The organism is Bradyrhizobium sp. A11, from assembly GCF_042077125.1.
Classification (GTDB): domain Bacteria; phylum Pseudomonadota; class Alphaproteobacteria; order Rhizobiales; family Xanthobacteraceae; genus Bradyrhizobium; species Bradyrhizobium japonicum_B.
On record NZ_CP149509.1, the window covers coordinates 1,909,053 to 1,933,883 of the forward strand.

Annotated in this window: 22 protein-coding genes; 17 read left to right on the forward strand and 5 right to left on the reverse strand. The window is 64.4% G+C overall.

What is annotated here, in order from left to right; genetic code table 11:
* Position 1 precedes the first annotated feature (1 nt).
* The gene (locus WI560_RS08865; RefSeq protein WP_257177331.1) at positions 2-895 is read right to left on the reverse strand and encodes a sugar kinase; all 894 of its coding nucleotides are present in this window, start codon (positions 893-895) and stop codon (positions 2-4) included.
* 224 nt (positions 896-1,119) lie between these two features.
* Between WI560_RS08865 and WI560_RS08870 the strand changes: the two genes are divergently transcribed.
* The 9 genes from WI560_RS08870 (at position 1,120) to WI560_RS08910 (ending at position 10,815) form a co-directional block, all read left to right on the forward strand.
* Positions 1,120-1,968 carry a VOC family protein gene (locus WI560_RS08870; RefSeq protein WP_375307682.1) on the forward strand — a complete coding sequence of 283 codons (849 nt, stop codon included), beginning with the start codon at positions 1,120-1,122 and terminating at the stop codon, positions 1,966-1,968.
* Positions 1,969-2,147: 179 nt separating this feature from the next.
* A complete protein-coding gene (locus tag WI560_RS08875) occupies positions 2,148-2,855 on the forward strand; it encodes a TetR family transcriptional regulator (protein WP_375307683.1) in 708 nt (235 codons plus the stop codon).
* A gap of 205 nt (positions 2,856-3,060) precedes the next feature.
* Positions 3,061-3,870, forward strand: a complete 810-nt coding sequence (locus WI560_RS08880; RefSeq protein WP_135162343.1) for an ABC transporter permease — start codon at positions 3,061-3,063, stop codon at positions 3,868-3,870.
* Positions 3,871-3,927: 57 nt separating this feature from the next.
* Positions 3,928-4,920 carry an ABC transporter substrate-binding protein gene (locus tag WI560_RS08885; RefSeq protein ID WP_375307684.1) on the forward strand — a complete coding sequence of 331 codons (993 nt, stop codon included), beginning with the start codon at positions 3,928-3,930 and terminating at the stop codon, positions 4,918-4,920.
* Between the two features lie 151 nt (positions 4,921-5,071).
* On the forward strand, positions 5,072-5,914 hold the full coding sequence (locus WI560_RS08890) for an ABC transporter ATP-binding protein (protein ID WP_375307685.1): 843 nt from the start codon (positions 5,072-5,074) through the stop codon (positions 5,912-5,914).
* A 139-nt stretch (positions 5,915-6,053) separates the two neighbouring features.
* Positions 6,054-7,451, forward strand: coding sequence for a hypothetical protein (locus WI560_RS08895; protein ID WP_375308802.1), 1,398 nt, complete (start codon positions 6,054-6,056; stop codon positions 7,449-7,451).
* A complete protein-coding gene (locus WI560_RS08900; protein ID WP_375307686.1) occupies positions 7,448-8,599 on the forward strand; it encodes a Gfo/Idh/MocA family protein in 1,152 nt (383 codons plus the stop codon). The genes WI560_RS08895 and WI560_RS08900 overlap by 4 nt, the downstream gene beginning before the upstream one ends.
* Before the next feature lie 162 nt (positions 8,600-8,761).
* On the forward strand, positions 8,762-9,952 hold the full coding sequence (locus tag WI560_RS08905; protein ID WP_375307687.1) for a dihydrodipicolinate synthase family protein: 1,191 nt from the start codon (positions 8,762-8,764) through the stop codon (positions 9,950-9,952).
* Positions 9,952-10,815 (forward strand): sugar phosphate isomerase/epimerase family protein, encoded by an 864-nt coding sequence (locus tag WI560_RS08910; RefSeq protein ID WP_375307688.1) that lies wholly within the window; start codon positions 9,952-9,954, stop codon positions 10,813-10,815. Before WI560_RS08905 ends, WI560_RS08910 begins: the two co-directional genes overlap by 1 nt.
* A gap of 98 nt (positions 10,816-10,913) precedes the next feature.
* On the opposite strand, the gene WI560_RS08915 is transcribed toward WI560_RS08910, so the two are convergent.
* Positions 10,914-12,134, reverse strand: coding sequence for a cytochrome P450 (locus WI560_RS08915; RefSeq protein WP_375307689.1), 1,221 nt, complete (start codon positions 12,132-12,134; stop codon positions 10,914-10,916).
* Between the two features lie 119 nt (positions 12,135-12,253).
* Here WI560_RS08915 and WI560_RS08920 point away from each other — a divergent pair, with 119 nt between their 5' ends.
* The 8 genes from WI560_RS08920 to WI560_RS08955 all read left to right on the forward strand — a co-directional run bounded on the left by WI560_RS08920 (position 12,254) and on the right by WI560_RS08955 (position 21,212).
* Complete coding sequence (locus WI560_RS08920) at positions 12,254-12,796, forward strand: phosphonopyruvate decarboxylase (protein WP_375307690.1); 543 nt, start codon at positions 12,254-12,256, stop codon at positions 12,794-12,796.
* Positions 12,793-13,383: a thiamine pyrophosphate-dependent enzyme gene (locus WI560_RS08925; protein WP_375307691.1), complete on the forward strand. Its 591-nt coding sequence runs from the start codon at positions 12,793-12,795 to the stop codon at positions 13,381-13,383. The genes WI560_RS08920 and WI560_RS08925 overlap by 4 nt, the downstream gene beginning before the upstream one ends.
* 139 nt (positions 13,384-13,522) lie before the next feature.
* Positions 13,523-14,212: a TetR/AcrR family transcriptional regulator gene (locus WI560_RS08930; protein WP_375307692.1), complete on the forward strand. Its 690-nt coding sequence runs from the start codon at positions 13,523-13,525 to the stop codon at positions 14,210-14,212.
* A 1-nt stretch (position 14,213) separates the two neighbouring features.
* Entirely contained in the window at positions 14,214-15,407 is a 1,194-nt protein-coding gene (locus WI560_RS08935) for an efflux RND transporter periplasmic adaptor subunit (protein ID WP_257177344.1), read from the forward strand.
* 70 nt (positions 15,408-15,477) lie between these two features.
* Positions 15,478-18,573: a MexW/MexI family multidrug efflux RND transporter permease subunit gene (locus WI560_RS08940; RefSeq protein ID WP_375307693.1), complete on the forward strand. Its 3,096-nt coding sequence runs from the start codon at positions 15,478-15,480 to the stop codon at positions 18,571-18,573.
* A 255-nt stretch (positions 18,574-18,828) separates the two neighbouring features.
* Positions 18,829-19,212: a response regulator gene (locus WI560_RS08945; RefSeq protein ID WP_375307694.1), complete on the forward strand. Its 384-nt coding sequence runs from the start codon at positions 18,829-18,831 to the stop codon at positions 19,210-19,212.
* Entirely contained in the window at positions 19,209-20,459 is a 1,251-nt protein-coding gene (locus tag WI560_RS08950; RefSeq protein WP_375307695.1) for an adenylate/guanylate cyclase domain-containing protein, read from the forward strand. Before WI560_RS08945 ends, WI560_RS08950 begins: the two co-directional genes overlap by 4 nt.
* Before the next feature lie 9 nt (positions 20,460-20,468).
* A complete protein-coding gene (locus WI560_RS08955) occupies positions 20,469-21,212 on the forward strand; it encodes a hypothetical protein (RefSeq protein WP_375307696.1) in 744 nt (247 codons plus the stop codon).
* 117 nt (positions 21,213-21,329) lie between these two features.
* Here WI560_RS08955 and WI560_RS08960 read toward each other — a convergent pair whose 3' ends face one another.
* The 3 genes from WI560_RS08960 to WI560_RS08970 all read right to left on the reverse strand — a co-directional run bounded on the left by WI560_RS08960 (position 21,330) and on the right by WI560_RS08970 (position 24,826).
* The gene (locus tag WI560_RS08960; RefSeq protein ID WP_375161303.1) at positions 21,330-22,214 is read right to left on the reverse strand and encodes an ABC transporter permease; all 885 of its coding nucleotides are present in this window, start codon (positions 22,212-22,214) and stop codon (positions 21,330-21,332) included.
* Between the two features lie 4 nt (positions 22,215-22,218).
* Positions 22,219-23,160, reverse strand: a complete 942-nt coding sequence (locus WI560_RS08965; RefSeq protein ID WP_375307697.1) for an ABC transporter permease — start codon at positions 23,158-23,160, stop codon at positions 22,219-22,221.
* A gap of 157 nt (positions 23,161-23,317) precedes the next feature.
* Entirely contained in the window at positions 23,318-24,826 is a 1,509-nt protein-coding gene (locus tag WI560_RS08970) for an ABC transporter substrate-binding protein (protein ID WP_375307698.1), read from the reverse strand.
* Between the last annotated feature and the right edge of the window lie 5 nt (positions 24,827-24,831).

Genomic DNA, 24,831 nt, shown 5'->3' on the forward strand with positions numbered 1-24,831 from the left:
TCTAGACCCTGACCTCGAACTCGTGCCTGACCTTGGCGATGTCGACCAGCGTCGGCAGGCCGGCCTCGTTGCCGAGGCGCTGGATCTTGAAGGTCGAGGCGGCGCGCGCGAAGTCAAAGTGCTCGCGCCAGCTTTTGCCGGGATGGGCGAGGTAGGAATAGACATAGGCGCCGTGGAAGACGTCGCCGGCGCCGTTGGTGTCGATCACGCGCTCGCGCGGAATCGGCATCGCCGGCATCACCTGCACCGTTCCGGTCTCGTCGTACCAGAAGAGGCCCTTCTCGCCCATGGTGACGCCGCCGATCTTGCAGCCGCGGCTCTTGAGGTAGTCGAGCATCTTCTCGGGCGTCAGGTCCATCTGCTCGCACAGGCGCTCGGCGACGATGGCGACGTCGATGAATTCCAGGAGCTCGTGGGTGTTGGTGCGCAGGCCGCCGCCGTCGAGTGAGGTCAGGATGCCGGCCTCGCGGCAGACCTTGGCGTAGTGGATCGCCGCATCCGGCTGGTGGCCGTCGACATGCAGCGCGCGGCAGCCGCCGAGGTTGAGCATCGGAAAGGGATGGATGTGCTCGTCGTCGCGGCAGCGGACGATGGCGCGCTTGCCGTCCTTGGGCATGATGAAGGAGAGCGAGGATTGGTTGACCTTCCGCCCGTGCAGCGAGATCGCGTATTTCGCGCACATGTCCTGGAACATGCGTCCCAGCCAGTCATTGGCCACCGTCGCGATGAGATCCGGCACGATGCCGAGCTTGGCGCAGCAGAACGCCGCCGTCACGGCGTTGCCGCCGAAGGAGACGGCGTAGTCCGAGGCCACGTGCTTTTCGTCGCCGCTCGGCATGTGGTCGGTGATGAAGACGACGTCGATATAGGTCTGTCCGATGAAGAGAGCCTGCATTGCCTGTCCGTCATGCGCTTGTGGTCCCGGCCGGTGCGCATACTGTAGCACCGGTTCCGCTCCGGCGGGACGCTGAAATTATTCGCAAAACTGCCGCCCGAAGCGCTTGAGGTCAGCATGGTCTGGGAATACGACCATCACCGGGCAATGCCAAGTCCGGACAAACGCCGTGTTTCGGCCCATGGGTTCCAGGGCCATGAAAGGGGCGATCAGAGGGAGAAGAAATGATCACCGGCCTCGATCACGTCGTCGTTTTGGTGAGGGACATCGGGGCGGCCAAGGCGGCCTACCAGACGCTGCTCGCCCGCGCGCCGGCCTGGCAGAACTCGGGCGAGGGCGCCGATCGCGTGCTGTTCACCCTTGCGAACATGACGATCGAGTTGATGGCGCCGAGCGGCTTCAGCGTGACGGCGGATCGCATGCGGGCGCTGCTCGATGACCAGGAGGGGATGCTCGCCAGCCTGTGCTTCCGTGTCGCGGACATGAGCCGGATGCACCGCCGGCTGGAGCGGGTGGCCCTGAACCCGGATCCGGTCACCGAGGTCGAAAGCAGCGACACCGAAACAGGTAACGTCCTGCACTGGAAGCGCACACGCGCCGCCACGGAACTCACGCGCGGCGTGCGCATGTTCTTCCTCGAGCTGGCCGACGAGCGTCCGCTCTCGGTCGCCACCGACATCGCGCCGATCGACGCGCTCGACCACGTCGTGGTTACCACCGAGGATTCCGAACGGGCCGCCGCACTCTACGGCGCGCGGCTCGGCCTCGATCTGGCGCTCGACCGCTCGCACCAGGATTGGGGCCAGCTGATGTTCTTCCGCTGCGGCGACCTCATCGTCGAGGTGGTCCGCCGGCCCGTCGCCGGCAGCGACCTCGCGCATGACCGTCTATGGGGCCTGAGCTGGCGCGTCGCCGACATCGACGCCACCCGCGCCCGCCTGATCGCGGCCGGCCTCGACCTCAGCGAAGTGCGCAACGGCCGCAAGCCGGGCACGCGGATCATGACGGTGCGGAGCGGCACCTGCGGCGTGCAGACCGTGTTGCTGGAGCGCTCGCCGAAGCCGGTGGAGTGAGGGCGGTCCCGTAGGGTGGGCAAAGCGAAGCGTGCCCACGTCTTGGCTGCTCGATGAGAAGACGTGGGCACGGCGCAAGTGCGCCTTTGCCCACCCTACGAAACTGCGTCCGGGCACGAGATCGTTCTCAAATGCTCTCCCGCGTGATACATGCGATGGACCACCCAGCGAGCACCGGTTTGGCGAAGGCAAAGCGAACTCTGAAATGGCAGCGCGATCCCGAGGGGATGCGGCTGCGCATTCTCGAAGCCGCCAAGCAGGAATTTTCCGCCCATGGTCTCGCCGGCGCGCGGGTCGACCGCATCGCGGCCAAGGCCGGCGCCAACAAGCGCATGCTGTACTACCACGTCGGCAACAAGGACGAGCTCTACCTGGCGGTGCTCGAAGGCGCCTATGACAAGATCCGCAGCGAGGAGCGGGGGCTCGATCTCGAGCATCTCGATCCGCCCGAGGCGATCAGGCGGCTGATCGAGTTCACCTGGAATTACTTCCTGCGCAATCCGGAATTCCTGTCGCTGCTCCAGACCGAGAACCTCGCGCGCGCCAAGCACCTGAAGAAATCGACCAAGGTCAAGTCGATGCATTCGCCCTTCGTCGAGATGATCCGCACCGTGGTGCGGCGCGGCGTCGAATCCGGCGACTTCCAGGTCGCGGTCGATCCGGTGCAGCTCTACATCTCGATCGCGGCGCTCAGCTTCTTCTACCTCTCCAACTCGGCGACGCTCAGCGTGATCTTCGGCCGCGATCTCTTGGACAAGAAGGCCAAGGACGAGCGGCTGGCGCACATGGTGGGCCTCGTGCTGGCTGCACTGACGGGACAGTCCACCGTGCTGCTTGAGATCGCGAAGGCGCCGAAGTCGCGCAGCGCGGTCGTTCAGACGATGTAACACTCCATTCTCCGCTGTCATTCCGGGGCGGTCCGCAGGACCGAACCCGGAATCTCGAGATTTCCGGGCTCGGTGCTCCGCATCGCCCGGAATGACGTTGGTCCCCCGGAACCCCCGCACAAAACGTCACAGGGAAAGCTCTGGACAGTATTTATCCAACGGGTTAATTTCTCGCCATAACGAAGAAGACTGCCGGGAGTGAAAATTGGCCGAGCCGAAGCCGCAAAACGCTGTTTCCAAGCTGCTGAATGCAGCCTGGGTTCGGCCGTTCTTGTTCCTGGTCTTCATCGTCGTCGCCTGGGATCTGGCCATCCGGCTGTTTAGGATTCCCGCCTACCAGATCCCGTCGCCGCTCGATGTCGTTGCCGTGCTGCGGACCGAGTGGCCGGAACTGCTGCGCCAGTCCTGGCCGACCACCTACGCGACCGTGTGCGGCTTCCTGCTGTCGGCGCTGTTCGGCATCCCCGTCGCGATGCTGATCGCGGGCTCGAAGACGGTGGAGAGCTACGTCTATCCGCTCTTGGTGTTCTCTCAATCCGTGCCGAAGATCGCGATCGCGCCGCTGTTCGTGGTCTGGTTCGGCTTCGGCATCATTCCGAAGGTGATCTCGGCGTTCCTGCTCGGCTTCTTTCCCGTGGTCGTCTCCGCCGTGCAGGGCTTCAAATCGGTCGATCCCGACATGGTCGATCTCGCCCGCGCCATGCAGGGCAGCCGTTTCCAGGTGTTTCGCGCGGTGAACCTGCCGCATGCACTGCCTGCGATCTTCTCCGGCCTCAAAGTGTCGGTGACGCTCGCCGTGGTCGGCGCCGTCGTCGGCGAGTTCGTCGGCTCCAATTCCGGCATCGGCTACGTCATGCAGCGCTCGATCGGCACGTTCGACCTGCCGACGATGTTCGCGGCGCTCGTGATCCTCGCACTGCTCGGCGTGGTCCTGTTCTGGATCGTGGACCGCATCGAGAAGCTGGTCATTCCCTGGCATGTCAGCCAGCGCGAGGACGTGATCTTTGCATCCTGACTAAGACAACGAACGGCCACCAATGGCCGACGTAACAGACGGCAAGGGAGAGAGACGATGAAGCGGTTGATTGGGGCTATCTCGGCGGTGCTGATGGTTCTTGCGGCCATGCCGGCGCAGGCGGCCGACAAGGTCGTGCTGATGTTGAACTGGTACGTCTATGGCGAGCACGCGCCGTTCTATTACGGCAAGGCCAAGGGCATCTATGCGGCCGAGGGCATCGACCTCGAGATCCAGGAAGGCCGCGGCTCGGCCGCCACAACCCAGGCCGTCGCGGCCAAGACCGCCGATTTCGGCTATGTCGACGTCCCCACCATGATGCGCGCCGCCATCAAGGGGGCGCCCGTGGTTGCGGCCGGCGTGTTGCTGCAGACCTCGCCGATGTCCGCCATGGGCTTCGCCGACAAGAACATCAGGAAGCCGGAAGACATCAAGGGCAAGACGGTGGCGATCACGCCGGCGGATTCCATGACCCAGATCTGGCCGCTGTTCCTGAAGAAGACCGGCCTGAAGGAGAGCGATTTCAAGACCGTTGCCGGCGACGGCCAGACCAAGCTCAACGCCGTCATCAACGGCCAGGCTGACCTCCTGCTCGGCTACGTCATGGACCAGTCGATGAAGATCAAAGACGCCACTGGCAAGGACGTCTATCCGATCAAGTTCGCCGACTACGGCATCAACATGGTGTCGTCCGGCATCATCGCCAACACCGATTACGTGAAGGCCAATGCCGACCTCGTCCGCCGCTTCATGTCGGCGACCACGAAAGCGGTCGAAGCCGCCGAGAAGGAGCCGAAGGCGGCGGCGCAATCGATCCTCGATGCCAACCCCAAGGGCGGCAAGATCGACACGCTGACGCAAGGTTTCGAGCTGACCATTCCGCTCTATCGGACCGCGGAGACCAAGGGCAAGCGTCCGTTCCAGGTCACCGACCAGAACATGACGGACTCAGTCAGTCTGATGGTCGAATACGGCGGTCTCGACGCCAAGGCCAAGGACAACCCGAAGGCGTTCTACACCAACGATTATCTGCCGAAGAGCGGTTCGTGAGCGATCAATCTCTGCTGTCGTCCCTGCGAACGCAGGGACCCATAGCCACCGGCTGTGATGGTTGCGGAAGGTCTCTACCCGCGTGCCCGAACGCGCCGGCACGGCGTATGGGTCCCTGCGTTCGCAGGGACGACGGGTGGAGAGGCCTGCGATGAATCCTGCGACGAAACCCATCGACATGCAGCCTGCCGCGCATCTGCGATTGGTGAACGACCGCGCCGGCGATGCGTCCGGCATCAAGCTGTCCGGCGTGTCCAAAACCTACCGCACGCGCGACGGCGACGTGCCGTCGCTGCGGCCGCTCGACTTCGACATCCACGACGGCGAGTTCTTCGTCGTGGTCGGGCCAAGCGGCTGCGGCAAGTCCACGCTGCTCAAGCTGATCTCGGGATTGCTCCCGCCGACATCGGGCGAGATTCTGGTCGAGGGCGAGAAGGTGACGACGCCGCACGGCAATGTCGGCATCGTGTTCCAGAACGCGCTGCTGCTGCCCTGGCGCAACATCCTGGGCAACGTGATGCTGCCGATCGACATGAAGCGCCTGCCGCGGGACAAATATCTTCCCCGTGCCAAGGAGCTGTTGAAGTTGGTGGGGCTCGAAGGCTTCGAGAAGAAGCTACCCTGGCAGCTCTCCGGCGGCATGCAGCAGCGCGCTTCGATCTGCCGCGCGCTGGTGCACGACCCCAGGATCATGCTGATGGACGAGCCGTTCGGCGCGCTCGATGCGCTGACGCGCGAACGCATGAATGTCGAGCTGATGCGGATCCAGCGCGAGACCAGGAAGACGGTGCTCTTGATCACGCATTCGATCCCTGAGGCGGTGTTCCTCGCCGACCGCGTGCTTGTGATGACCGAGCGCCCCGGCGCGATCGCGGCGATCTACGACGTGCCGCTGCCGCGCCCGCGCTCGCTCGACGTGATGGCTGATCCTGTTTTCACCGAGCTCGTGCAGCGCATCCGCAAGCACTTCTTCTCGCAAGGCGCGTTGGATTAGAATCGATGCGATTGGATTGGCCTGCAGCCGCGACGACAGTGCGCTCCCTCCCCCGCCTGCGGGGGAGGGCTGGGGAGAGAGGCGAGTCGCCCGCGGCCCCACCGCTCGCATCATATTCAGTTCGCGTCGTTGTAGAATCATGTCCCCCCGCCTGAAGCTGCGAGACATCGCCTTCTTCGAACGTCCCGTGCAGTTCGCGCGGCCGTTCCGCTTTGGCGCGATCACGATCAACGCGACGCCGCAGCTGTTCGTGCGGGTCGAGATCGAGGTCGAGGGCAGGGGCGTTGCAGTCGGCGCCAGTGCCGAGCTGCTGGTGCCGAAATGGTTCGACAAGCGGCCGGAGCTGTCGCCGGCGCAGACGGTCGACGGGCTGCGACGGTCGCTCGAGATCGCGCGCGGGCTCTATCTGGCGCGCACCGGATTTCAGACCGCGTTCGATCTGCATGCCTCCTGCATCGGTGCCCAGGTTGCAACCTGCGCGAAGCAGAACATTCCGTCGCTTGCCGCGGCCTACGGCCCGGCGGAGATCGACAAGGCGATCCTCGATGCGTTGCTGCGCGGCGTTGAGACCAGCTTCTTCGACGGGATGACTGCCAACATCGCCGGCATCGATGCCCGGCTTGCTCCTGACCTGAGCGAGAGGGAGATCAAGACGTTTCTCTCGGGCCGGGTGCCGCTGCAGCGTGTTGCCATCAGGCATACGGTCGGGCTTGACGATGTCGTTGAAGGCGAGGGCGGCGTTGCCGATCGGCGCGAGAACGTTGGTGCACGCTACTTCAAGCTCAAGCTTTCGGGCGATCCCGCTGCCGACGCGGCGCGGCTCGCACGGATTGGCACAGAGCTCGATACGCTTGGGCGGGGCTACAAGGTGACGCTCGACGCCAACGAGCAGTATGCCGACCTTGCGGCTTTGCAAGCCCTGATGGACCGGCTCGATCACGACGACGCGCTGCGGCCGATCGCCTCGCGCCTGCTCTATGTCGAGCAGCCGATGCCGCGCGACATCACGCGGCAATCGCCGCTGGGCGCACTGGCAGATCGCGGTTTCATCATCGACGAAGCGGACGATTCCTACGATGCGTTCCCGGCAGCGCGGGCGCTCGGCTATCGCGGCATCTCCTCGAAGTCCTGCAAGGGCCTCTACAAGTCGATCGTCAACGCGACGCGCGCCGCGAAATGGAGCGCGGCCGGGGAAGCGTTCTTCGTCACCGGCGAGGACCTCACCTGCCAGGCCGGGCTTGCCGTGCAGCAGGATCTCGCCCTTGGCGCCTTCCTCGGCGTCACCCACGCCGAACGCAACGGCCATCACTATGTCGACGGCTTTGGCGAGACGCCCGCCGCTGAGGCGCAAGCTTTCGCCCATGCGCATCCCGATCTCTACGCCGATGCCGGGCAGGGCATCCGGCTCTGTATTCACGACGGCGATCTCCTGACAGGATCGCTTCATGCTGCGGGCTTTGCGACGTCGGTCCATCCGGACTGGTCGGCGCTCCGCCCGCTCGAACAGCCGACATCACTTCAGGAGTATCCGGCATGACCACCCAACGCCTCGGCCTCATCATGAACGGCGTCACCGGCCGCATGGGGCTCAACCAGCATCTGATCCGCTCGATCGTGGCGATCCGCGACCAGGGCGGCGTTCGCCTGAAGACCGGCGACCGAATCATGCCCGATCCAATCCTGGTCGGCCGCAGTGCCGACAAAGTCGAGGCGCTCGCCAGGCGCTTCAACATCACGCGCTGGACCACCGACCTCGATGCCGCGCTCGCCGACAAGAACGACACCATGTTCTTCGACGCCGCGACCACGCAAGCGCGGCCCGGTCTGCTGACCCAGGCCATCAATGCCGGCAAGCACGTCTATTGCGAGAAGCCGATCGCAACGAACTTCGAAGAAGCAGTCGAAGTGGTCAAGCTCGCCAATGCCAAGGGCGTCAAGCATGGCACCGTGCAAGACAAGCTGTTCCTGCCGGGTTTGAAGAAGATCGCGTTCCTACGTGACTCCGGCTTTTTCGGCCGCATCCTCTCGGTGCGCGGCGAGTTCGGCTATTGGGTGTTCGAAGGGGGCTGGCAGGAGGCGCAGCGGCCGTCCTGGAACTACCGCAGCGAGGACGGCGGCGGCATCATTCTCGACATGGTCTGCCACTGGCGCTACGTGCTCGACAATTTGTTCGGCAATGTCCAGAGCGTGGTCTGCATCGGCAACACCGACATCCCCGAGCGCTATGACGAGCAGGGCAAGAAGTACAAGGCGACCGCGGATGATTCCGCCTACGCCACGTTCCAGCTCGAAGGCGGCGTCATTGCCCACATCAACATGTCCTGGGTGACACGCGTCTATCGCGACGACCTCGTCACCTTCCAGGTCGACGGCACCCACGGCTCGGCGGTAGCAGGCCTCACCGACTGCATGATCCAGGCGCGGCAGGCGACCCCGAGGCCGGTGTGGAATCCGGACGAGAAGCGGCTGCACGATTTCTACGGCGACTGGCAGAGGGTGCCCGACAATGTCAGCTACGACAACGGCTTCAAAGAGCAGTGGGAGATGTTCATCCGCCACGTCTACGAAGATGCGCCCTACAAGTTCACGCTGCTCGAAGGCGCCAAGGGCGTGCAGCTCGCCGAATGCGCACTGAAGAGCTGGAAGGAGCGGCGCTGGATCGACGTCGCCCCGATCAAGGTGTGAGGTCTATTAGGCAAGCCCCGATGTCTACCAAGCCGTCATTGCGAGCGAAGCGAAGCAATCCAGGATCTTTCCGCCGAGGCAGTCTGGATTGCTTCGTCGCCAGCGCAAATTGCTTCGTAATTTGTCGCGGGCTCCTCGCGATGACGTGGAGAGGTGTGAACCATGAATAAACCCGTCCAACCCATGTCGTCCCTGTCGGTGAAGCTGCCGAAGGCCGATCGCTCGATCGAGACCTACCGGCTCGCGGCCTCGCGCACATTTCCTGCGAAGCTCGAGGGACCGCTCAATCGCATCGCCTTCTCGGCCGTGCACACGGTGGCCGATCCCTTCGCCGACAACGATCCCTGGCTCTCGGCCGCCGTCGATTGGGACAAGACCATCGCCTTCCGCGAGCACGTCTGGGATCTCGGCCTCGGCGTCGCCGAAGCCATGGACACCGCCCAGCGCGGCATGGGGCTGGACTGGCCGACGTCGCTGGAGCTGATCACGCGCTCGGTCGCCGCCGCCAGGCGCCGCAACGCGCTGGTGTTCTCGGGGGCCGGCACCGACCATCTCGCCGTGGAAGATGCCGGGACGATCGACGACGTGATCCGCGCCTATGAGGAGCAGGTCTCTGCAGTCGAGAAGGTCGGCGGCCGCATCATCCTGATGGCCTCGCGCGCGCTGGCGAAGCTCGGCCGCAATGCCGACGATTACGCCAAGGTCTACGACCGCGTGCTGTCGCAGGTGCGCGAGCCCGTGATCATCCACTGGCTCGGGGACATGTTCGATCCGGCGCTGGCGGGCTATTGGGGTTCGAAAGACCTGGACAAGGCGATGGACATTGCCGTCGCCATCATCAACGGCAACGCCGCCAAGGTCGACGGTGTCAAGGTTTCGCTGCTCGACAAGCAGCGCGAGGTCGACATGCGCAGGCGTCTCGACAAGCGCATCAGGATGTACACCGGCGATGACTTCAATTATGCGGAGCTGATCGCCGGCGACGAACAAGGCTTCTCGCATGCACTGCTGGGCATCTTCGATGCCATCGCGCCGGCGGCGTCCTATGCGCTGTTGCGGCTGGCGGCGGGCGACGAGGCCGGCTTCCACGACGTGCTCGGCCCGACCGTGCCGTTGTCGCGTCATATCTTCAAGGCGCCGACGCGTTTCTACAAGACCGGCGTCGTGTTCATGGCCTATCTCAACGGCCATCAGGATCATTTCACCATGGTGGGGGGACAGGAGAGCACGCGCTCCACGCTGCATCTGGCCGAACTGTTCCGTCTGGCCGACAAGGCCGGCCTGCTCGCCAACCCTGAACTTGCGACGCAGCGGATGAAAACCGTGCTCGCCACCCGCGGAATCGAATCCTGATGCGCGATTTCTCGTCCGACCATCGCTGGCTGTCGCTGAACACGGCGACCGTCCGCAAGCAGGGTGATCTCGTCGAGATCATCGAGGCCTGTGCGAAGCACGGCATCCGCGCCATCGATCCCTGGCGCGATCAGGTCGCAAGCGTCGGCCTTGAGCGCGCCGCCCGCGTGGTGCGCGATGCCGGCCTCGATCTCTCAGGCTATTGCCGCGGCGGCATGTTCACCTCTAATACCCCGCGCCGAGGCGAGGTACGCGACGACAACCGGCGCTGCGTCGATGAAGCCAAGGCGCTGGGCGCGCCCTGCATCGTCCTGGTCGTCGGAGGCCTGCCGCAATATTCGCGGCCGGGCAGCGAGGCCTCGAAGGACATCGCGGCGGCGCGCGGACAGGTTGAGGACGCGATCGCGGAGATGCTTGAGTACGCCCGGCAGGCCAAGCTGCCGCTGGCGATCGAGCCCCTGCATCCGGCCTATGCGGCCGACCGCGCCTGTGTGAACACGACCAAGCAGGCGCTCGATATCTGCGACCGGCTTGACCCCGGCCGCAGCGGCATGCTCGGCGTCGCGCTCGACGTCTATCACATCTGGTGGGATCCGGATCTGATGAGCCAGATCGCGCGCGCCGGCCAGGATCGCCTGCTCGCCTTCCATGTCTGCGACTGGCTGGTGCCGACCAGGGACATCCTCAACGACCGCGGCATGATGGGGGACGGCGTCATCGATATCAAATCGGTGCGTCAAGCGGTCGAAGCGCAGGGCTTTGCCGGCTATTCAGAGATCGAGATCTTCTCCAGCGATTGGTGGGGCAAGCCGATGGACGAGGTGCTGCGCACCTGCATCGCGCGGCACAAGACGGTGGTTTAGGTATTAAAGCACCGCCGGCCCTTCTGCCGATTGCCGAGATGAATCAAACGGTTGGCTACTGTGCATGGGGTTGTTTTCGCAATTTTATGTTGGGGGCTTCAGCCGATCGTACACGGCACGCTCAAAAAGCCGCGAAACCGCACCCGTCCGCCCCGCACCGGCTTGCCGCTCATGGCATAGTTCGGGAAGCGCGCCAGGAAGCGTGAGATCGCGATCGCCCCTTCCAGCCGCGCCAGCGCCATGCCGGCGCATTGATGCGCGCCGGTGGCGAAGGCGAGATGCCGGTTCGGCGCGCGCGCGATGTCGAAGCGTTCGGGGTCGGGAAACTGCGCGGGATCGCGGTTGGCCGCGCCGATGCACAGTGTCACCGACGTGCCGGCCTCGAGCATGATGCCTCCCAGCTCGACGCGCTCGGTGGTCATGCGGTTGCCGAGCTGGTTCGAGCTCTCGTAGCGCAGCATCTCCTCGACCGCGGTCTTGATCATGTCGGGATTGTCGATCAGCCGCTGCTTCTGGTCCGGATGCTGGTCCAGCGCGACGAGGCCGTTGCCGATCAGGTTGGTGGTTGTCTCGTGGCCGGCATTGAGCAGGAAGATGCAATTGTGCAGCAGTTCCTTCTCGGTCAGCCGCTCGCCGTTCTCCTCTCCCTGGATCAGGCGCGTCAGCACGTCGCGCTCGGGATTGCCGGGCCTGGCGCGCCGGCGCTCGACCAGCGTTTCGAGATAGGCCAAAAAGTCTTGCACCGCCTTGTTGCCGCGCGCAGCCGCGTCGGGCGACACTACGGGCTCGAGCGCGCCGAGGATCGCCAGCGACCAGTCGCGCAGCGGCCCGCGCTCGTCATGGGGCACGTCGAGCAGATTGCCGATCACCTCGATCGGGATGGACGCGGCGAAATCCTCGATCAGCTCGCATCGTCCCTTGGCCGCGATGGCATCGAGCAGGCCGTCGACGAGCTTGATGAGATCGCCCTCCATGCCGGCGATCGCACGCGGGGACAGCGCGCCCATGATCAGGCGGCGCACGCGCGTATGCGACGGCGGATCGTTGAAGACGAGGCTGGTGGTGTGATGCTCGTAGAGCGGGGTGTCGCCGTATTTCGGCAAGAACTCGCGCTTCTTGTCCGAGCTGAACGATTTGGTGTTCTTGTAGGTGGTGACGAGATCGTCATAGCGGGTCAAGAACACGGTGCCGCTGCGCAGGCGCTTGACCGGCTCGTTCTCCCGCAGTGCACGATAGGTCGGATAGGGGTTGTCGTAGAACTCAGGCGTCAGCTTCTCGAGGTCGAAGCTTGCCGCCAGCTCCTTCGCATTTGCGTTCATCCCGTTATACTCGCCGGTTAAAGCCGTTATGCCGTTTTTGTTGTTCTGATCGGCGCATGCATGCGTCTACAGTCTTTGCAGCTTAGTCTTGGCACCTTGCTAGCCGACCGGACAGGAAAATGCACGCCCACGCCGATGCTGCCGACACAGCCCCGAACTGGCCCGACGATATTTTCGCGGCCTTGCAACGCTTCGACGTCCGGCAGGTGCCTTACGTGCCCGATGCAGGCCATGCGAAGCTGATCAACCGTGTGCTGGCCTCGTCCACGATGCGCGGCATTCCCCTGACCACGGAGGAGGAGGGCGTGGCGCTGCTTGCGGGCGCCTGGACCGGCGGACAGCGCGGCGTCTTGCTGATGCAGTCGAGCGGTGTCGGCAATTGCATCAACATGCTGTCGCTGATCCCGATCCTGCGCTTTCCCTTCCTGACGCTGGTGACCATGCGCGGCGAGTGGGGCGAGTTCAATCCGTGGCAGGTGCCGATGGGATCGACCACCCAGGGCGTGTTCGAGCTCTCGGGCGTTCAGGTGCTGCGCGCCTCGCACGCGGCCGAGGTGCCGGCCGTGTTGGAGGCCGCTGCATCGCAGGCCTACAACGCGCTGACGCCCACCGCCGTCCTTCTGTCGCAGCGCCTGATCGGCGCCAAGGTTTTCACCAAATGAGCAAGGCCAATCTCCTCGACCGCCGTCAGGTCGTCTCCACGTTGCTGGCGAACCGCAAGGACGTCGTCGCGATCGGCGGCCTGGGGGCCTCCACCAACGACATGTGCGCCGCCGGCGACCACGCCCGCAACTTTTACCTCTGGGGAGGCATGGGCGGCGCCGCCATGATCGGGCTCGGCCTAGCACTGGCGCAACCGAAGCTGCCGGTGCTGGTCATCACCGGCGACGGCGAGATGCTGATGGGCCTGGGCAGCTTTGCCACTATCGGCCTGCAGAAGCCCTCCAACCTCTCGATCGCGGTGCTTGACAACGAGGCCTATGGCGAGACCGGCGGCCAAACCAGCCACACCTCGGCCGCCGCCGATCTGGTCGGCATCGCCCGCGCCTGCGGCATCAACGACAGCCGGGCTGTCACGACCATGGCCGAGGTCGAGGCCTTCGCCAAAGCCGTCCATGACGTCTCGGGCGGGCCGCGCTTTGCCAACGTGAAGATCGACAGCGCCGGCCTGGAGCGGATCTTGCCGACCCGCGACGGGACCTACATCGTCAACCGGCTGCGCGACGATCTCGGCTTCCAGCCGATTTAAGCGGTCCGTCCATCCCTTGCCGAACGTCTGCACGCGGGTCCTGCAGGCTTGATCAAATTCCATTGATTCCACGTCGCACGCAGGTTGCGCTGCAATATAGTGCTTGACTTCAGCGTGGGTGAGTGCTTACTCACCCAGCATGAGCTCATTACGCATGACGAGCGACCTGAGGCGTCAATTGATCCTCGGTGCCGCGAAGCGTTGCTTTGCCCGACATGGCTACAACGGCACCACGACGAAGAGCGTGGCGGCCGCCGCTGCCATTTCCGAGGCGCTGCTGTTCAAGCATTTCCCGTCCAAGGCGGCGCTGTACGCCGAAATCCTCAGTGACGAATGCGAGGCGGACCCGGCGCTCATCGAACTGCTGGAGCGGGAGCCGTCGACGGCCACTCTGGTCGAGCTGATCCGCGGTATGGTCCAGCATTTCCTCGGTCCCGACCAGGAAGAAGCGCAACGTCTGCGACTGATGGCCACGAGCCATTTGGACGATGGCGAATTCGCCCGTTTGCTGTATGCCAAGATCGAGACGTTGATCGGCTCGATCTTCGTCGCCTCGCTCGAACGCGCCGTTGCCAGCGGTGACGCGCGGCCCGGCAGTGGTGAGCCGCTCAACCTGTTCTGGTTTGCGCATCACACGGTGATGACCGCCGCGCTGACCAGGCTGTCGACGACACCTTGCCTCGTCTACGGCAGGGGTGACGACCTCGAGCGGCAGCTGTGTGAGTTTCTCCTGAGGGGTATCGGACTTAACGACGCCGCAATTGCTTCCCATCTGGGCCACGATCAGGCCGCGGATGAAGGCAAGACGGCGATTGCAGAAAGTGCATGACATGAACATCGTAACCGAGCACAAGATTTCGGGCGAACCGATCGACAACAAGGCTCCCAAGCGTCCGGTCCGGCCGGTGCTGTGGTTCATCATCGTCGGCACGCTGCTCGCCGCGCTGGTCGGTGGCCTCGTCTGGTTCAACTATTTCCGCGGCCAGATGATCAAGCAGTTCTTCGCCAACAACAAGCCGCCGCCGACGGCCGTCAGCGCGGCGGAGGCGAAGTCCGAGGTGGTGCCGAACCTGCTCACTGCGGTGGGCAGCCTCGTTGCCGTGCACCAGGTCGACGTCAGCGCCGACGTCAACGGCCGCGTCACCGAGATCAAGTTCCAGCCGGGCACGCGTGTCGAGGCCGGCACGCCCCTGGTGCAGCTGTTCGATGCGCCGGAGCAGGGCGACCTCGCCAACTACAAGGCCCAGGCGACCGTCGCGCAGCTGTCGCTCGACCGTGCCAAGCAGCTGGCCGCGCGCCAGTTCGGCCCGCAGGCGACCGTCGATTCCGCGCAGGCTGCTTATGACCAGGCGCAGGCGGGCATCGCCAAGACCGAGGCGCTGATCTCGCAGAAGCTGGTCCGCGCACCGTTCGCCGGCGATCTCGGCGTCCGCAAGGTCGAGGTCGGTCAATACCTGACGGCAGGTACGGCGATCGTATCGCTGACCGATCTGTCGGAGCTGTGGGCCAACTTCACGGTGACCGAAAAGGATTCCGGCAGCCTCAAGGTCGGCCAGCCCGTCCGGCTCAAGGTCGACGCCTATCCGGGCCGCACCTTCGAAGGCAAGATCACCACGATCGAGCCGCAGATCTCGGCCGACACCCGCAACATCCGCGTGCAGGCGACGATCGCCAATCCGGAGAAGATCCTCAAGCCCGGCATGTTCGTGACGACCACGGTGGTGCTGCCGGACAAGCCGGCGGTGATCACCGTTCCCGAGACGGCGGTCGACTACACGCTGTACGGCGACTCGGTGTTCGTGATCACCGAGAAGAAGGAAGAAGACGGCAAGACCAGCCTCTCCGCGGTGCGCACCTTCGTGCAGACCGGCAACCGGGTCGAAGGTCGCGTCGAAATCCTCAAGGGTGTGAAGCCGGGCGACAAGGTCGTCGCCGTCGGCCAGCTCAAGCTGCAATCGGGCGCGGCGGTGTCGATTTCGACCGATCCGGCTCCGCAGATTCCGGCGCAGCCGCCGCGCTATTGATCCATGACGCTCGAGTGATCCGGCCTGGCCGGATCACTTCTCTTGAGACAAAGAAATCGAGATCGCCGCGATGGCCCTTACCGATATTTTCATCAAGCGCCCGGTTCTGTCGGTCGTCGTCAGCCTGCTGATCCTGCTGATCGGCCTGCGCGCGGCGATGGTGCTGCCGATCCGGCAGTATCCCAAGCTGTCGAACACGGTCATCAACATCACGACCGTCTATCCCGGCGCGTCGGCGGACCTGATCCAGGGCTTCATCACGACGCCGATCGAGCAGGCGGTCGCCTCGGCCGAGGGCGTCGATTACATCACCTCGTCCTCGGTGCTCGGCACCTCGACGATCCAGGTCTACATCAAGCTGAATTTCGACCCGAACCAGGCGCTCACCGAGGTTCTGGCGAAGACGAACTCGGTCAAATATCTGATCCCGAAGGAATCCAACGACCCGATCGTTACCAAGACCACCGGGCAGACCACGGCCGTGATGTATCTCGGCTTCTCGTCCGAGGAACTCTCGGGCTCGGCGATCTCGGATTATCTGACGCGTGTGGTGCAGCCGGTGCTGTCGACCGTCGATGGCGTCGCGTCGGCTGACATTCTCGGCGGGCAAACCTTCGCGATGCGGCTCTGGCTCGATCCTGTGAAGATGGCCGGCCGCAACGTTTCGGCGACCGACGTTGCCGCTGCGATCCAGGCCAATAACTTTCAATCCGCGGCAGGCCAGACCAAGGGCTACCTCATCGTCTCCAACGTCTCGACGAACACCGATCTGACCAATGTCGATCAGTTCAAGAAGATGATCGTGAAGGCCAAGGACGGCGGCTTCGTGCGGATGGAGGACATCGCCACCGTCGAGCTTGCCGCCCAGAGCACGAACGCCAGCGTCGCCTTCAACGGCGAGCACGCGATCTTCATCGGTGTGCAGGCGACGCCGCAAGGCAATCCGCTGACGCTTGTCAAGGGTGTCCGCGCGCTGTTCCCCGAGCTCGAACGCAACCTGCCGCCGTCGATGAAGATGAAGGTCGCCTACGACTCGACCAAGTTCATCCAGTCTTCGATCGACGAGGTCGAGAAGACACTGGGCGAAGCCGTGATCATCGTGATCGTGGTGATCTTCCTGTTCCTGGCCTCGCTGCGATCGGTCATCATTCCCGTCGTCACGATTCCCTTGTCGATGATCGGCGTCTGCACCCTGATGCTGGCGCTGGGCTTCAGCTTCAACCTGTTGACGCTGCTTGCGATGGTGCTGGCGATCGGCCTTGTGGTCGACGACGCCATCGTGGTGGTGGAGAACATCCACCGCCATTTGGAGGAGGGCAAGACGCCGGTCCAGGCGTCGTTGCAAGGTGCGCGTGAGATCGTGGGACCGGTCATCTCGATGACCATCACGCTCGCCGCGGTGTACGCGCCGATCGGTTTCCTCGGTGGCCTCACCGGTTCCTTGTTCCGCGAATTCGCCTTCACACTGGCGGGCTCGGTGATCGTGTCCGGCGTGATTGCGTTGACCTTGTCGCCGATGATGTGCTCGGTGCTGCTGAGGAACACCGAGGAGGGCCGCTTCGCGAAGCTTGTGAACCGGGTGTTCGGCGCGATGACGCGCTGGTATGGCCGCAAGCTCGACCGCTCGCTCGACTACAAGGCGATCACCGGCCTGTTCGCGGTGACCATCCTCGGGCTTGTCGGCTTCCTCTACATGCACACGTCGAAGGAGCTGGCACCGGAGGAAGACCAGGGCATCGTCTTCGCGGTGACCAAGGCGCCGAAATACGCCAACATCGATTATGTCGATTTCTACGGCGAGAAACTCGACAAGGAGTTCCAGAAATTCCCCGAGACCGATCTTCGCTTCGTGCTGAACGGCATCAATGGTCCGCAGGGCGGCATCGCCGGCATGCTGCTCAAGCCCTGGGACGAGCGCAAGCGCTCGTCGATCGCTTTGAAGCCGCTGGTGCAGGCCGAGCTCTCCAAGATCGAGGGCGTGCAGGCCTTCGCGTTCAACCTGCCGCCGCTGCCGGGCGGCCCCGGCGGCCTGCCGGTGCAGATGGTGATCAACTCCACGGCCGGCTTCCAGACGGTCTATGAACAAATGGAAAAGCTGAAGGACGCGGCGCGCAAGAGCGGCATGTTCATCGTCTCCGACAGCGACCTCGCCTATAACCAGCCGAACGTCGAAGTCACGATCGATCGTACCAAGGCGCAGGATCTGGGCGTCAACATGCAGAATCTCGGTTCGACGCTCGCGGTCCTGCTCGGCGGCAACTACATCAACCGCTTCAATCTCGAGGGCCGCTCGTACCAGGTCATTCCGCAGGTGCCGCGCATCAACCGGCTCTCGCCGGAATCGCTCGGCGGCTATTATGTGACCACGAACACCGGCCAGCAGCTTCCGCTGTCCACCGTGGTCTCGATCAGGACCAAGACCGACCCGAACTCGCTGACGCACTACAACCAGCTCAATTCGGCGACGTTCTCGGCGGTGCCGATGCCGGGCGTGACCATCGGCGCGGCGGTCGACTTCCTCGAAAGCGAGGCCAAGAATCTGCCGCAGGGCTTCAGCCACGACTATCTGGCGGACTCCAGGCAATACGTTCAGGAAGGCAACCAGCTCGCGATCACATTCGGCTTCGCGCTGATCATCATCTTCCTGGTGCTGGCAGCGCAATTCGAGAGCTTGCGCGATCCGCTGGTGATCATGATCTCGGTGCCTATGGCGATCGTCGGTGCGCTGATCCCGCTGTTTTTCGGCGCCGCGACCATGAATATCTACACCCAGGTCGGCCTGCTGACCCTGGTCGGCCTGATCACCAAGCACGGCATCCTGATGGTGGAATTCGCCAACGAACTCCAGGTCAACGAGCGGCTCGACCGCCGCTCGGCCATCGAAATGTCGGCCCGCATCCGCCTGCGGCCGATCCTAATGACGACGGCCGCGATGGTCACCGGCCTGATTCCGCTGCTGACAGCGACCGGCGCGGGCGCGGCCAGCCGCTTCTCGATCGGTCTGGTCGTCGTGGCCGGCATGTCGATCGGCACGCTGTTCACCCTGTTCGTGCTGCCGGCGGTGTACGTGGTGCTGGCGACGGACCACCGCGCGGCGGCCGATTCCGAGCGAAACAAGCAGGTCAACGAGCTCGATCTCGGCGGCAAGGCCCTGCGGCCGACCTGAGACGGCTCGCACGCGAACCAGAGGGCGGCAGCGGCCAGGCCGTTGCCGCCCTTTTTTCGTTGTGCCACGGCATCTGCCATTTCGGCGCCGCAGCCGCAGCGGACCTCCGGCCTGCGGCAATCGCTCGACGCCATGATATCGTCGTGAAGCAGCACGGCGGCACCATCGACGTGGATACCGAACCCGGTGTATTACCGAATTCACCATCACCCTGCCGCGCACGATGGCGGCAGGCGGCATGTCCGGAGGCAAGTGGTGAACGCTTACATCCTGGTCGTTGACGACGAGCCCGACGTCGAGGCGCTGTTCCGGCAGCAGTTCCGACGCGAGCTGCGCGCCGGCCGCTTTCAGATGGAGTTCGCCACCTCCGCGCCCGATGCGCTCAAGCGTGCCGCCGAGGTCCGCACCCCCTCGCTGATCCTGTCCGACATCAACATGCCCGGCATGAGCGGGCTGGACATGCTGCCGAAGGTGCTTGCCGCGCATCCGGACGTTCCCGTCATCATGATCACGGCCTATGGCGATGCCGAGACGCGGCGAAAGGCGATCGAGCGCGGCGCCGTCGGGCTGCTCACCAAGCCGATCGACTTCGCCCTGCTGCGGCAGGAGATCGACACGAGGCTCGAGCAGGCCGCATGAGCACCACCATCCTCTTCGTCGACGACGAGCCGGATCTCGAGGCGCTGGTCCTGCAGAAGTTCCGCAGGCAGATCCGCGACGGAGAGGTGACCATCATGTTCGCCCGCGACGGCCTCGAGGCGCTGGCCTCACTCGAGCAGAATCCGCAGGTCGACATGGTGGTTTCCGACATCAACATGCCCCGGATGGACGGGCTGTCGCTGCTGGCGAAGCTCCAGGAGGCCGAGGAGAAGAAGTCAACCATCATCGTCTCTGCCTATGGCGACATGAGCAACATTCGAACCGCCATGAACCGCGGCGCGTTCGACTTCCTGACCAAGCCGATCGACTTCGCCGATCTGGAAGCCACGATCGGCAAGACCATCCGCCACATCGAGATGCTGCACGAGGTCCGCCGGCGCCAGATGGAAGCCGAGCGCGCCCATGCCGCGCTGTCGCGTCATTTCTCGCCCGAGCTCGCCAAGCGTCTGGCCGCCAGCGGCGAAGGCGAGGGAGTCGAGGTGCAGTGGCGAGATGTCGCCACCATCTTCACCGACATTACGGGCTTCACCTCGCTGGTCGAGACCGCCCCGCCCGAGGCATTGGGCAAGCTGCTCAACGAGTATGTCGGCGGCATGACTGAGATCGTCTTCGCGCATGAAGGGACGGTCGCAAAGATCATTGGCGATGCGATCCAGGTGCTCTTCAACGCGCCGGGGGATCAGCCGGATTATGCCACGCGCGCGGTCGCCTGTGCCCATGCGCTCGATGCCTGGGCGCAGGAGTTTCGAGGCCGGCAACATGCGATGGGCATCAACTTTGGTGCGACCCGCATCGGCATTCACGCCGGGCCGGCGCTGGTCGGAAATTTCGGCGGCAACCGCTACTTCGACTACACCGCGTATGGGGATTCGATCAACATCGCGGCGCGGCTGGAGGCCGCCAACAAGCATCTGGGGACGCGCATCTGCGTCAGCGCCAGCGTTGCCGCGGCGGCTGAAAATTTCCAAGGGCGCCCCGTGGGTGAGCTGATGCTGCGCGGACGCAGCGAGCCGTTGCGCGCGTTCGAGCCGTTGCCGCCGGCGAAATACGAGGCGCCGGAAACCGCGCTGTATGCGGAGGCTTTCGCCAGGATGGCGGCCGGCGACGCCGCGGCCATGCCTGCCTTTGCTGCGCTGGTCGGCGCGCATGCCGACGATTCCCTGGCCGGTTTTCACCTGAAGCGCCTGCTCAACGGTGCCAAGGGCATTCGCATGCAGCTTGAATAGGAGTTCGTCATGATCCGTGATTTCCCCTCCGGCAACTACCGCTTCATTCCATCCGTGTTTCAATATTCTGCGGGGGCCGCCGCGGATGACGGTTACGAGATCGAACGCGTCCGCTTCGATCGTCTGGTCCCGTTGGCGGAAGGCTTTGCGCTCGCGGCGAAGTTCATCCAGGAAGCAGGGCGTCCGCTGACGGCGTTCTGCGCCTGCGAGCTGCGTTCGCCGGCGGCCTTCAGCGAGGAGGGCTTCCGCGCGTTCAACCTGCACTATGTGAAGACGCTGTCGGAATGGGGCATCTTCGACGGCACCACCAATCCGGTGGCGCGCAGCAATGTCTGTCCCGAGATCGACCCGCCGTCCGAACCGTCGTTCTATGCATTCTCATTCACGCGGCCGACCCGCTCCAAGACGCCGTCTTTCGTGATCGCCGGCGGCGCCGAGGCGCGCGAGGGCAGCGGGACCTATGTCGAACGCACGGTGCGCTATCGCGATCTCAGCCCGGAGGGCCTGCGCGAGAAGGTGCGCTTCACCACCTCGCAGATGGAGACCCGGATGGCGGCGTTCGGTTTTGGATGGAAGGACACGACCGGCGTCCAGGCCTATTCCGTCCACGACTTCCATCACGCGCTGGCCGACGAGCTGGTTCGTCGCGGCGCGCTGCGCTCCGGCCTGACCTGGCATTTCGCCCGGCCGCCGGTGGTCGATCTGGAATACGAGATGGATTGCCGCCGCGTGATGCGGGAAGTCGTGATTTGAGATTCTCATCCTGAGAGCGGCCAGCAGGCCGCGCCTCGAAGCAGGGCCGCAGGCGACAGCGGGGCTCTCATGGTTCGAGACGCGCGCGAGGAGTGCGCTCCTCACCATGAGGAACTTCTACCGCTGCCGCGGATCGAGCGCGTCGCGCAGGCCGTCGCCGAGCAGGTTCAGCGACAGCACCACGAGAAAGATCGCAAGTCCCGGCCAGATCGCCATCCACGGCGCCTGTGTCAGGAAGCGTTGCGCGGCGTTCAACATGCTGCCCCAGGACGGTGCCGGCGGTTGCTGGCCGAGGCCGAGGAACGACAGCGCGGCCTCGGCGATGATGGCGGCGGCGATCGAGAGCGTTGCCTGCACCAGCAGCGCGGGCAGGATGTTCGGCAGGATATGCGAGAGCGCGATCCGCCACGGCGGATTGCCGAGCGCGCGCGCCGCCTCGACATAGTCCTCGGCCTTGACCACGAGGACCTGGCCGCGGGTCAGGCGGATGAAGATCGGGGTTGCCGAAATGCCGATCGCGATCATGGCATTGCCGAGGCTCGGCCCGAGGAACGCCGCCAGCGCGATCGCCAGGATCAGGAACGGGCACGCCAGCATCGCGTCGGTGACCCGGCTGATCAGTGCATCGATGAAGCCGCCGCGATAACCGGCGAGAAGGCCGAGCGGAACGCCGATGCCGAGCGCGATCGCAACCGAGATGAGGCCCGCCAGAAGCGAGGCGCGTGCGCCGTAGACGATGCGGCTGAGGATGTCGCGGCCGAGCTCGTCGGTGCCGAACCAGTGCGCCGCATTGGGCGGCTTGCGCACCAGGCTCCAGCTCGTCGCGATGGGATCATAGGGCACGATGAGCGGGGCCAGCACGGCGAGCAGCATGAACATCGTGAGCACGATGAGGCCGAACACCGCCGCCTTCCGCTTGAACAGCCGCCGACGCGCGCGGCGGGCCGGGCTGTCCAGCTCGTCGGAATGCGTGAGAGGGCTCGGCAGCGCGGCGTCGGTCATGAATCTAGCCCCGAAGCCGCGGATTGACGAGGATGTAGGCGATGTCGGCCACGAGGTTCAGCGTGATGTAGATCGTGGCCGTCACCAGCACCACGCCCTGCACCACGGCATAATCGCGGTTGAACACGGCATCCACGATCAGCTTGCCGAAGCCGGGAATGGAGAAGATCTGCTCGGTCAGGACGGCGCCGGACAGCAGGGTGCCGAGCTCGAGCGCGCCTAGGGTGATGACGGGGGTCAGCGCATTGCGCATGGCATGCTTGAGGATCACCGAGCGCTCCAACAGGCCCTTGGCGCGTGCGGTGCGGACGTAGTCGCTTTCCAGCACCTGAAGCATGGCGCTGCGCGTATGCCGCATCAGGACAGCGGCAATCGCATTGCCGAGCACGAAGGCCGGCATGATGGTGACCGCGAGGCTGGCGCGCCAGTTCTCTGTGAGCGGCACGTAGCCGGACGCCGGCAGCCAGCCGAGCTCGATCGAGAACAGGAAGATCAGCATGATCCCGAGCCAGAAGTTCGGGGTCGAGATACCCCACAGCGCAAACAGGTTCGCGCAATAGTCCCAGGCCGAACCCTTCTTGACGGCGGCGACGATGCCGGCGGGAATGCCGATCAGGAACGCGATCACGATCGCCATCGAGCCGAGCTGCAGAGTCACCGGCAACTTCTGCGCGATCAGCTCGCGCACCGGCATCTTGTTGCGCAGCGACTCGCCGAAATCGCCCGCGAGGACGCCCTTGATCCAGTAGACGTACTGGACCGGCGCGGGCTGATCGAGCCGGTACTGGCGGCGGATCTGCTCGATCACGGCCGGATCGCGCTCTTCGCCCGCCATCACCAGCGCGGGATCGCCCGGCAGCAATTGCTGCAGCGAGAAGATCAGCACCGAGACGAAGAACAGCGTCGGCACGATCTGCGCGAGGCGGCGGGCGAGGAAGTTCAGCATGGTCGCACCTGTGTCCCGGGCGCGGCGCAACATGCAATGTTGCGCCGCTGAACCGGGACCCAGCTGTCACGGTTCGTCGTCGCCGTGGGTCCCGGCTCAGCGGTGCAGCGCTTCCGCGCTGCGCCGCGCCCGGGACGCGGACTGAGTTTCAGATCGATCACTTCAGCTTCAGCCCGATCACGCGCACGAGGCCGTCGGGCATCTGCTTGTAGCCTTCGAGCCTGGTCGTGTGCGCGATGATGATGCGGCGGTGGTAGAGGTAGAGCAGCGGCTCCTCCTCCTGCACCAATTTGGCGAGCGTCTCATAGCTCGCCTTGCGCTTGGCGGGATCGGTGACCAGCCGCGCGTCCTGCAGCGCCTTGTCGGCCTGAGGGTTGTTCCATGCGCTGTAGTTCTGCGGCGCGTCCTTGTGCAAGAACACGTAGGAATTGCCGTCGGGGTCGATGCGTCCGCTCCATGCCAGCATGAAGGCCTGATAGTCGCCGGTTTCGGCCTGCTTCAGCGACGTTGCGAACTCGGTAACCCGGATCTTCATATCGAAGCCGGCTTCGCTCGCCATGGATTGCACCACTTGGGCCACGGCTTCGGTTTCGGCACCCTTCGGCACCAGAAAGTCAACGCTAACCGGCGGCGTCACGCCGGCTTCCTTGAGCAACGCCTTGGCCTTGGCGACATCACGGCTGCGGATGGGAAATGCACCCTGATAATAGGGGTGATCCGGATTGACCCATTGGTTGCCTGGTTTGAACTCGCCGTTGAACACGACCTGGTTGATCGCCTCGCGGTCGATGGCGAGGTCGAGCGCCTGCCGCACCTTGGCGGACTGGCTGAGCGGTCCCTTGGCCTTGTCCTTGCCGATGTTGAGCGTGATGCCCTGATAGCCGAGCTCGATGGCGGTCGCGACCTTCAGCCGCGAATCCGCGCGCACGTCCTTCAGATCCGTGGCGAGTACGCGCTCGATCAGGTCGAGGCCGCCGGATTTCAGGTTCGCGAGCCGCACGGTGGCATCGACGATCGGCTGGAACACGATCTTGTCGATGAAGACGTTGTCCTTATTCCAGTAGTCGGCGAACTTCTCGAACACGATGCGGTCCTGCTGCACGCGCTCGACGAATTTGTAGGGGCCGGCGCAGACCGGGCGCAGGCCGAACTTGTCGCCGGCCTCTTTCGCCGCCTTCGGCGACATCATCATCCCGGCACGGTCGGTGAGCTGGGCGAGCAGCGGCGAGAACGGCGACTTCAGCACCAGCTTGACGGTGAGCGGATCGACGACCTCGATGTGATCGACCGAGGCCAGCTCCGGCTTGCGGAACGAGCCGGGGAACGTCAGATGGCGTTCCAGCGAGAACTTGGCGGCCTCGGCATCGAGCGGCTCGCCGTCGTGGAATTTCACACCGGGGCGCAACTTGACGACGAGGCCCTTGCCGTCGTCGACGGTCTCGCTCGACAGCGCGAGCTGCGGCACGATGTTGAGCTTCTCGTCGATGTCGAACAGCTTGTCGCAGAAGGCGGAGAACACGATGCGGCCGACATAGGTGCGTGCCATCGTGGGATCGAGGATATCGGGGTCCTCGGCGAGGCCGATGCGAAGCGTGGTCTGAGCCTGCACGGCTCCGATCGACGACAGGAGGGCGGCGGCCGTTGCGGCCAGGCGTAACATCTTCATCGGAC

Excerpts from the sequence above, each read along its gene's own strand:
- WI560_RS08970 (WP_375307698.1), bottom strand. The coding sequence starts at position 24,826 with ATGAAGATGTTACGCCTGGCCGCAACGGCCGCCGCCCTCCTGTCGTCG.
- WI560_RS08905 (WP_375307687.1), top strand. The coding sequence starts at position 8,762 with ATGAATAAACCCGTCCAACCCATGTCGTCCCTGTCGGTGAAGCTGCCG.
- WI560_RS08935 (WP_257177344.1), top strand. The coding sequence starts at position 14,214 with ATGAACATCGTAACCGAGCACAAGATTTCGGGCGAACCGATCGACAAC.
- WI560_RS08930 (WP_375307692.1), top strand. The coding sequence starts at position 13,523 with ATGAGCTCATTACGCATGACGAGCGACCTGAGGCGTCAATTGATCCTC.
- WI560_RS08960 (WP_375161303.1), bottom strand. The coding sequence starts at position 22,214 with ATGACCGACGCCGCGCTGCCGAGCCCTCTCACGCATTCCGACGAGCTG.
- WI560_RS08870 (WP_375307682.1), top strand. The coding sequence starts at position 1,120 with ATGATCACCGGCCTCGATCACGTCGTCGTTTTGGTGAGGGACATCGGG.
- WI560_RS08910 (WP_375307688.1), top strand. The coding sequence starts at position 9,952 with ATGCGCGATTTCTCGTCCGACCATCGCTGGCTGTCGCTGAACACGGCG.
- WI560_RS08950 (WP_375307695.1), top strand. The coding sequence starts at position 19,209 with ATGAGCACCACCATCCTCTTCGTCGACGACGAGCCGGATCTCGAGGCG.
- WI560_RS08940 (WP_375307693.1), top strand. The coding sequence starts at position 15,478 with ATGGCCCTTACCGATATTTTCATCAAGCGCCCGGTTCTGTCGGTCGTC.
- WI560_RS08895 (WP_375308802.1), top strand. The coding sequence starts at position 6,054 with ATGTCCCCCCGCCTGAAGCTGCGAGACATCGCCTTCTTCGAACGTCCC.
- WI560_RS08925 (WP_375307691.1), top strand. The coding sequence starts at position 12,793 with ATGAGCAAGGCCAATCTCCTCGACCGCCGTCAGGTCGTCTCCACGTTG.
- WI560_RS08900 (WP_375307686.1), top strand. The coding sequence starts at position 7,448 with ATGACCACCCAACGCCTCGGCCTCATCATGAACGGCGTCACCGGCCGC.
- WI560_RS08885 (WP_375307684.1), top strand. The coding sequence starts at position 3,928 with ATGAAGCGGTTGATTGGGGCTATCTCGGCGGTGCTGATGGTTCTTGCG.
- WI560_RS08865 (WP_257177331.1), bottom strand. The coding sequence starts at position 895 with ATGCAGGCTCTCTTCATCGGACAGACCTATATCGACGTCGTCTTCATC.
- WI560_RS08890 (WP_375307685.1), top strand. The coding sequence starts at position 5,072 with ATGAATCCTGCGACGAAACCCATCGACATGCAGCCTGCCGCGCATCTG.
- WI560_RS08920 (WP_375307690.1), top strand. The coding sequence starts at position 12,254 with ATGCACGCCCACGCCGATGCTGCCGACACAGCCCCGAACTGGCCCGAC.
- WI560_RS08965 (WP_375307697.1), bottom strand. The coding sequence starts at position 23,160 with ATGCTGAACTTCCTCGCCCGCCGCCTCGCGCAGATCGTGCCGACGCTG.
- WI560_RS08955 (WP_375307696.1), top strand. The coding sequence starts at position 20,469 with ATGATCCGTGATTTCCCCTCCGGCAACTACCGCTTCATTCCATCCGTG.
- WI560_RS08915 (WP_375307689.1), bottom strand. The coding sequence starts at position 12,134 with ATGAACGCAAATGCGAAGGAGCTGGCGGCAAGCTTCGACCTCGAGAAG.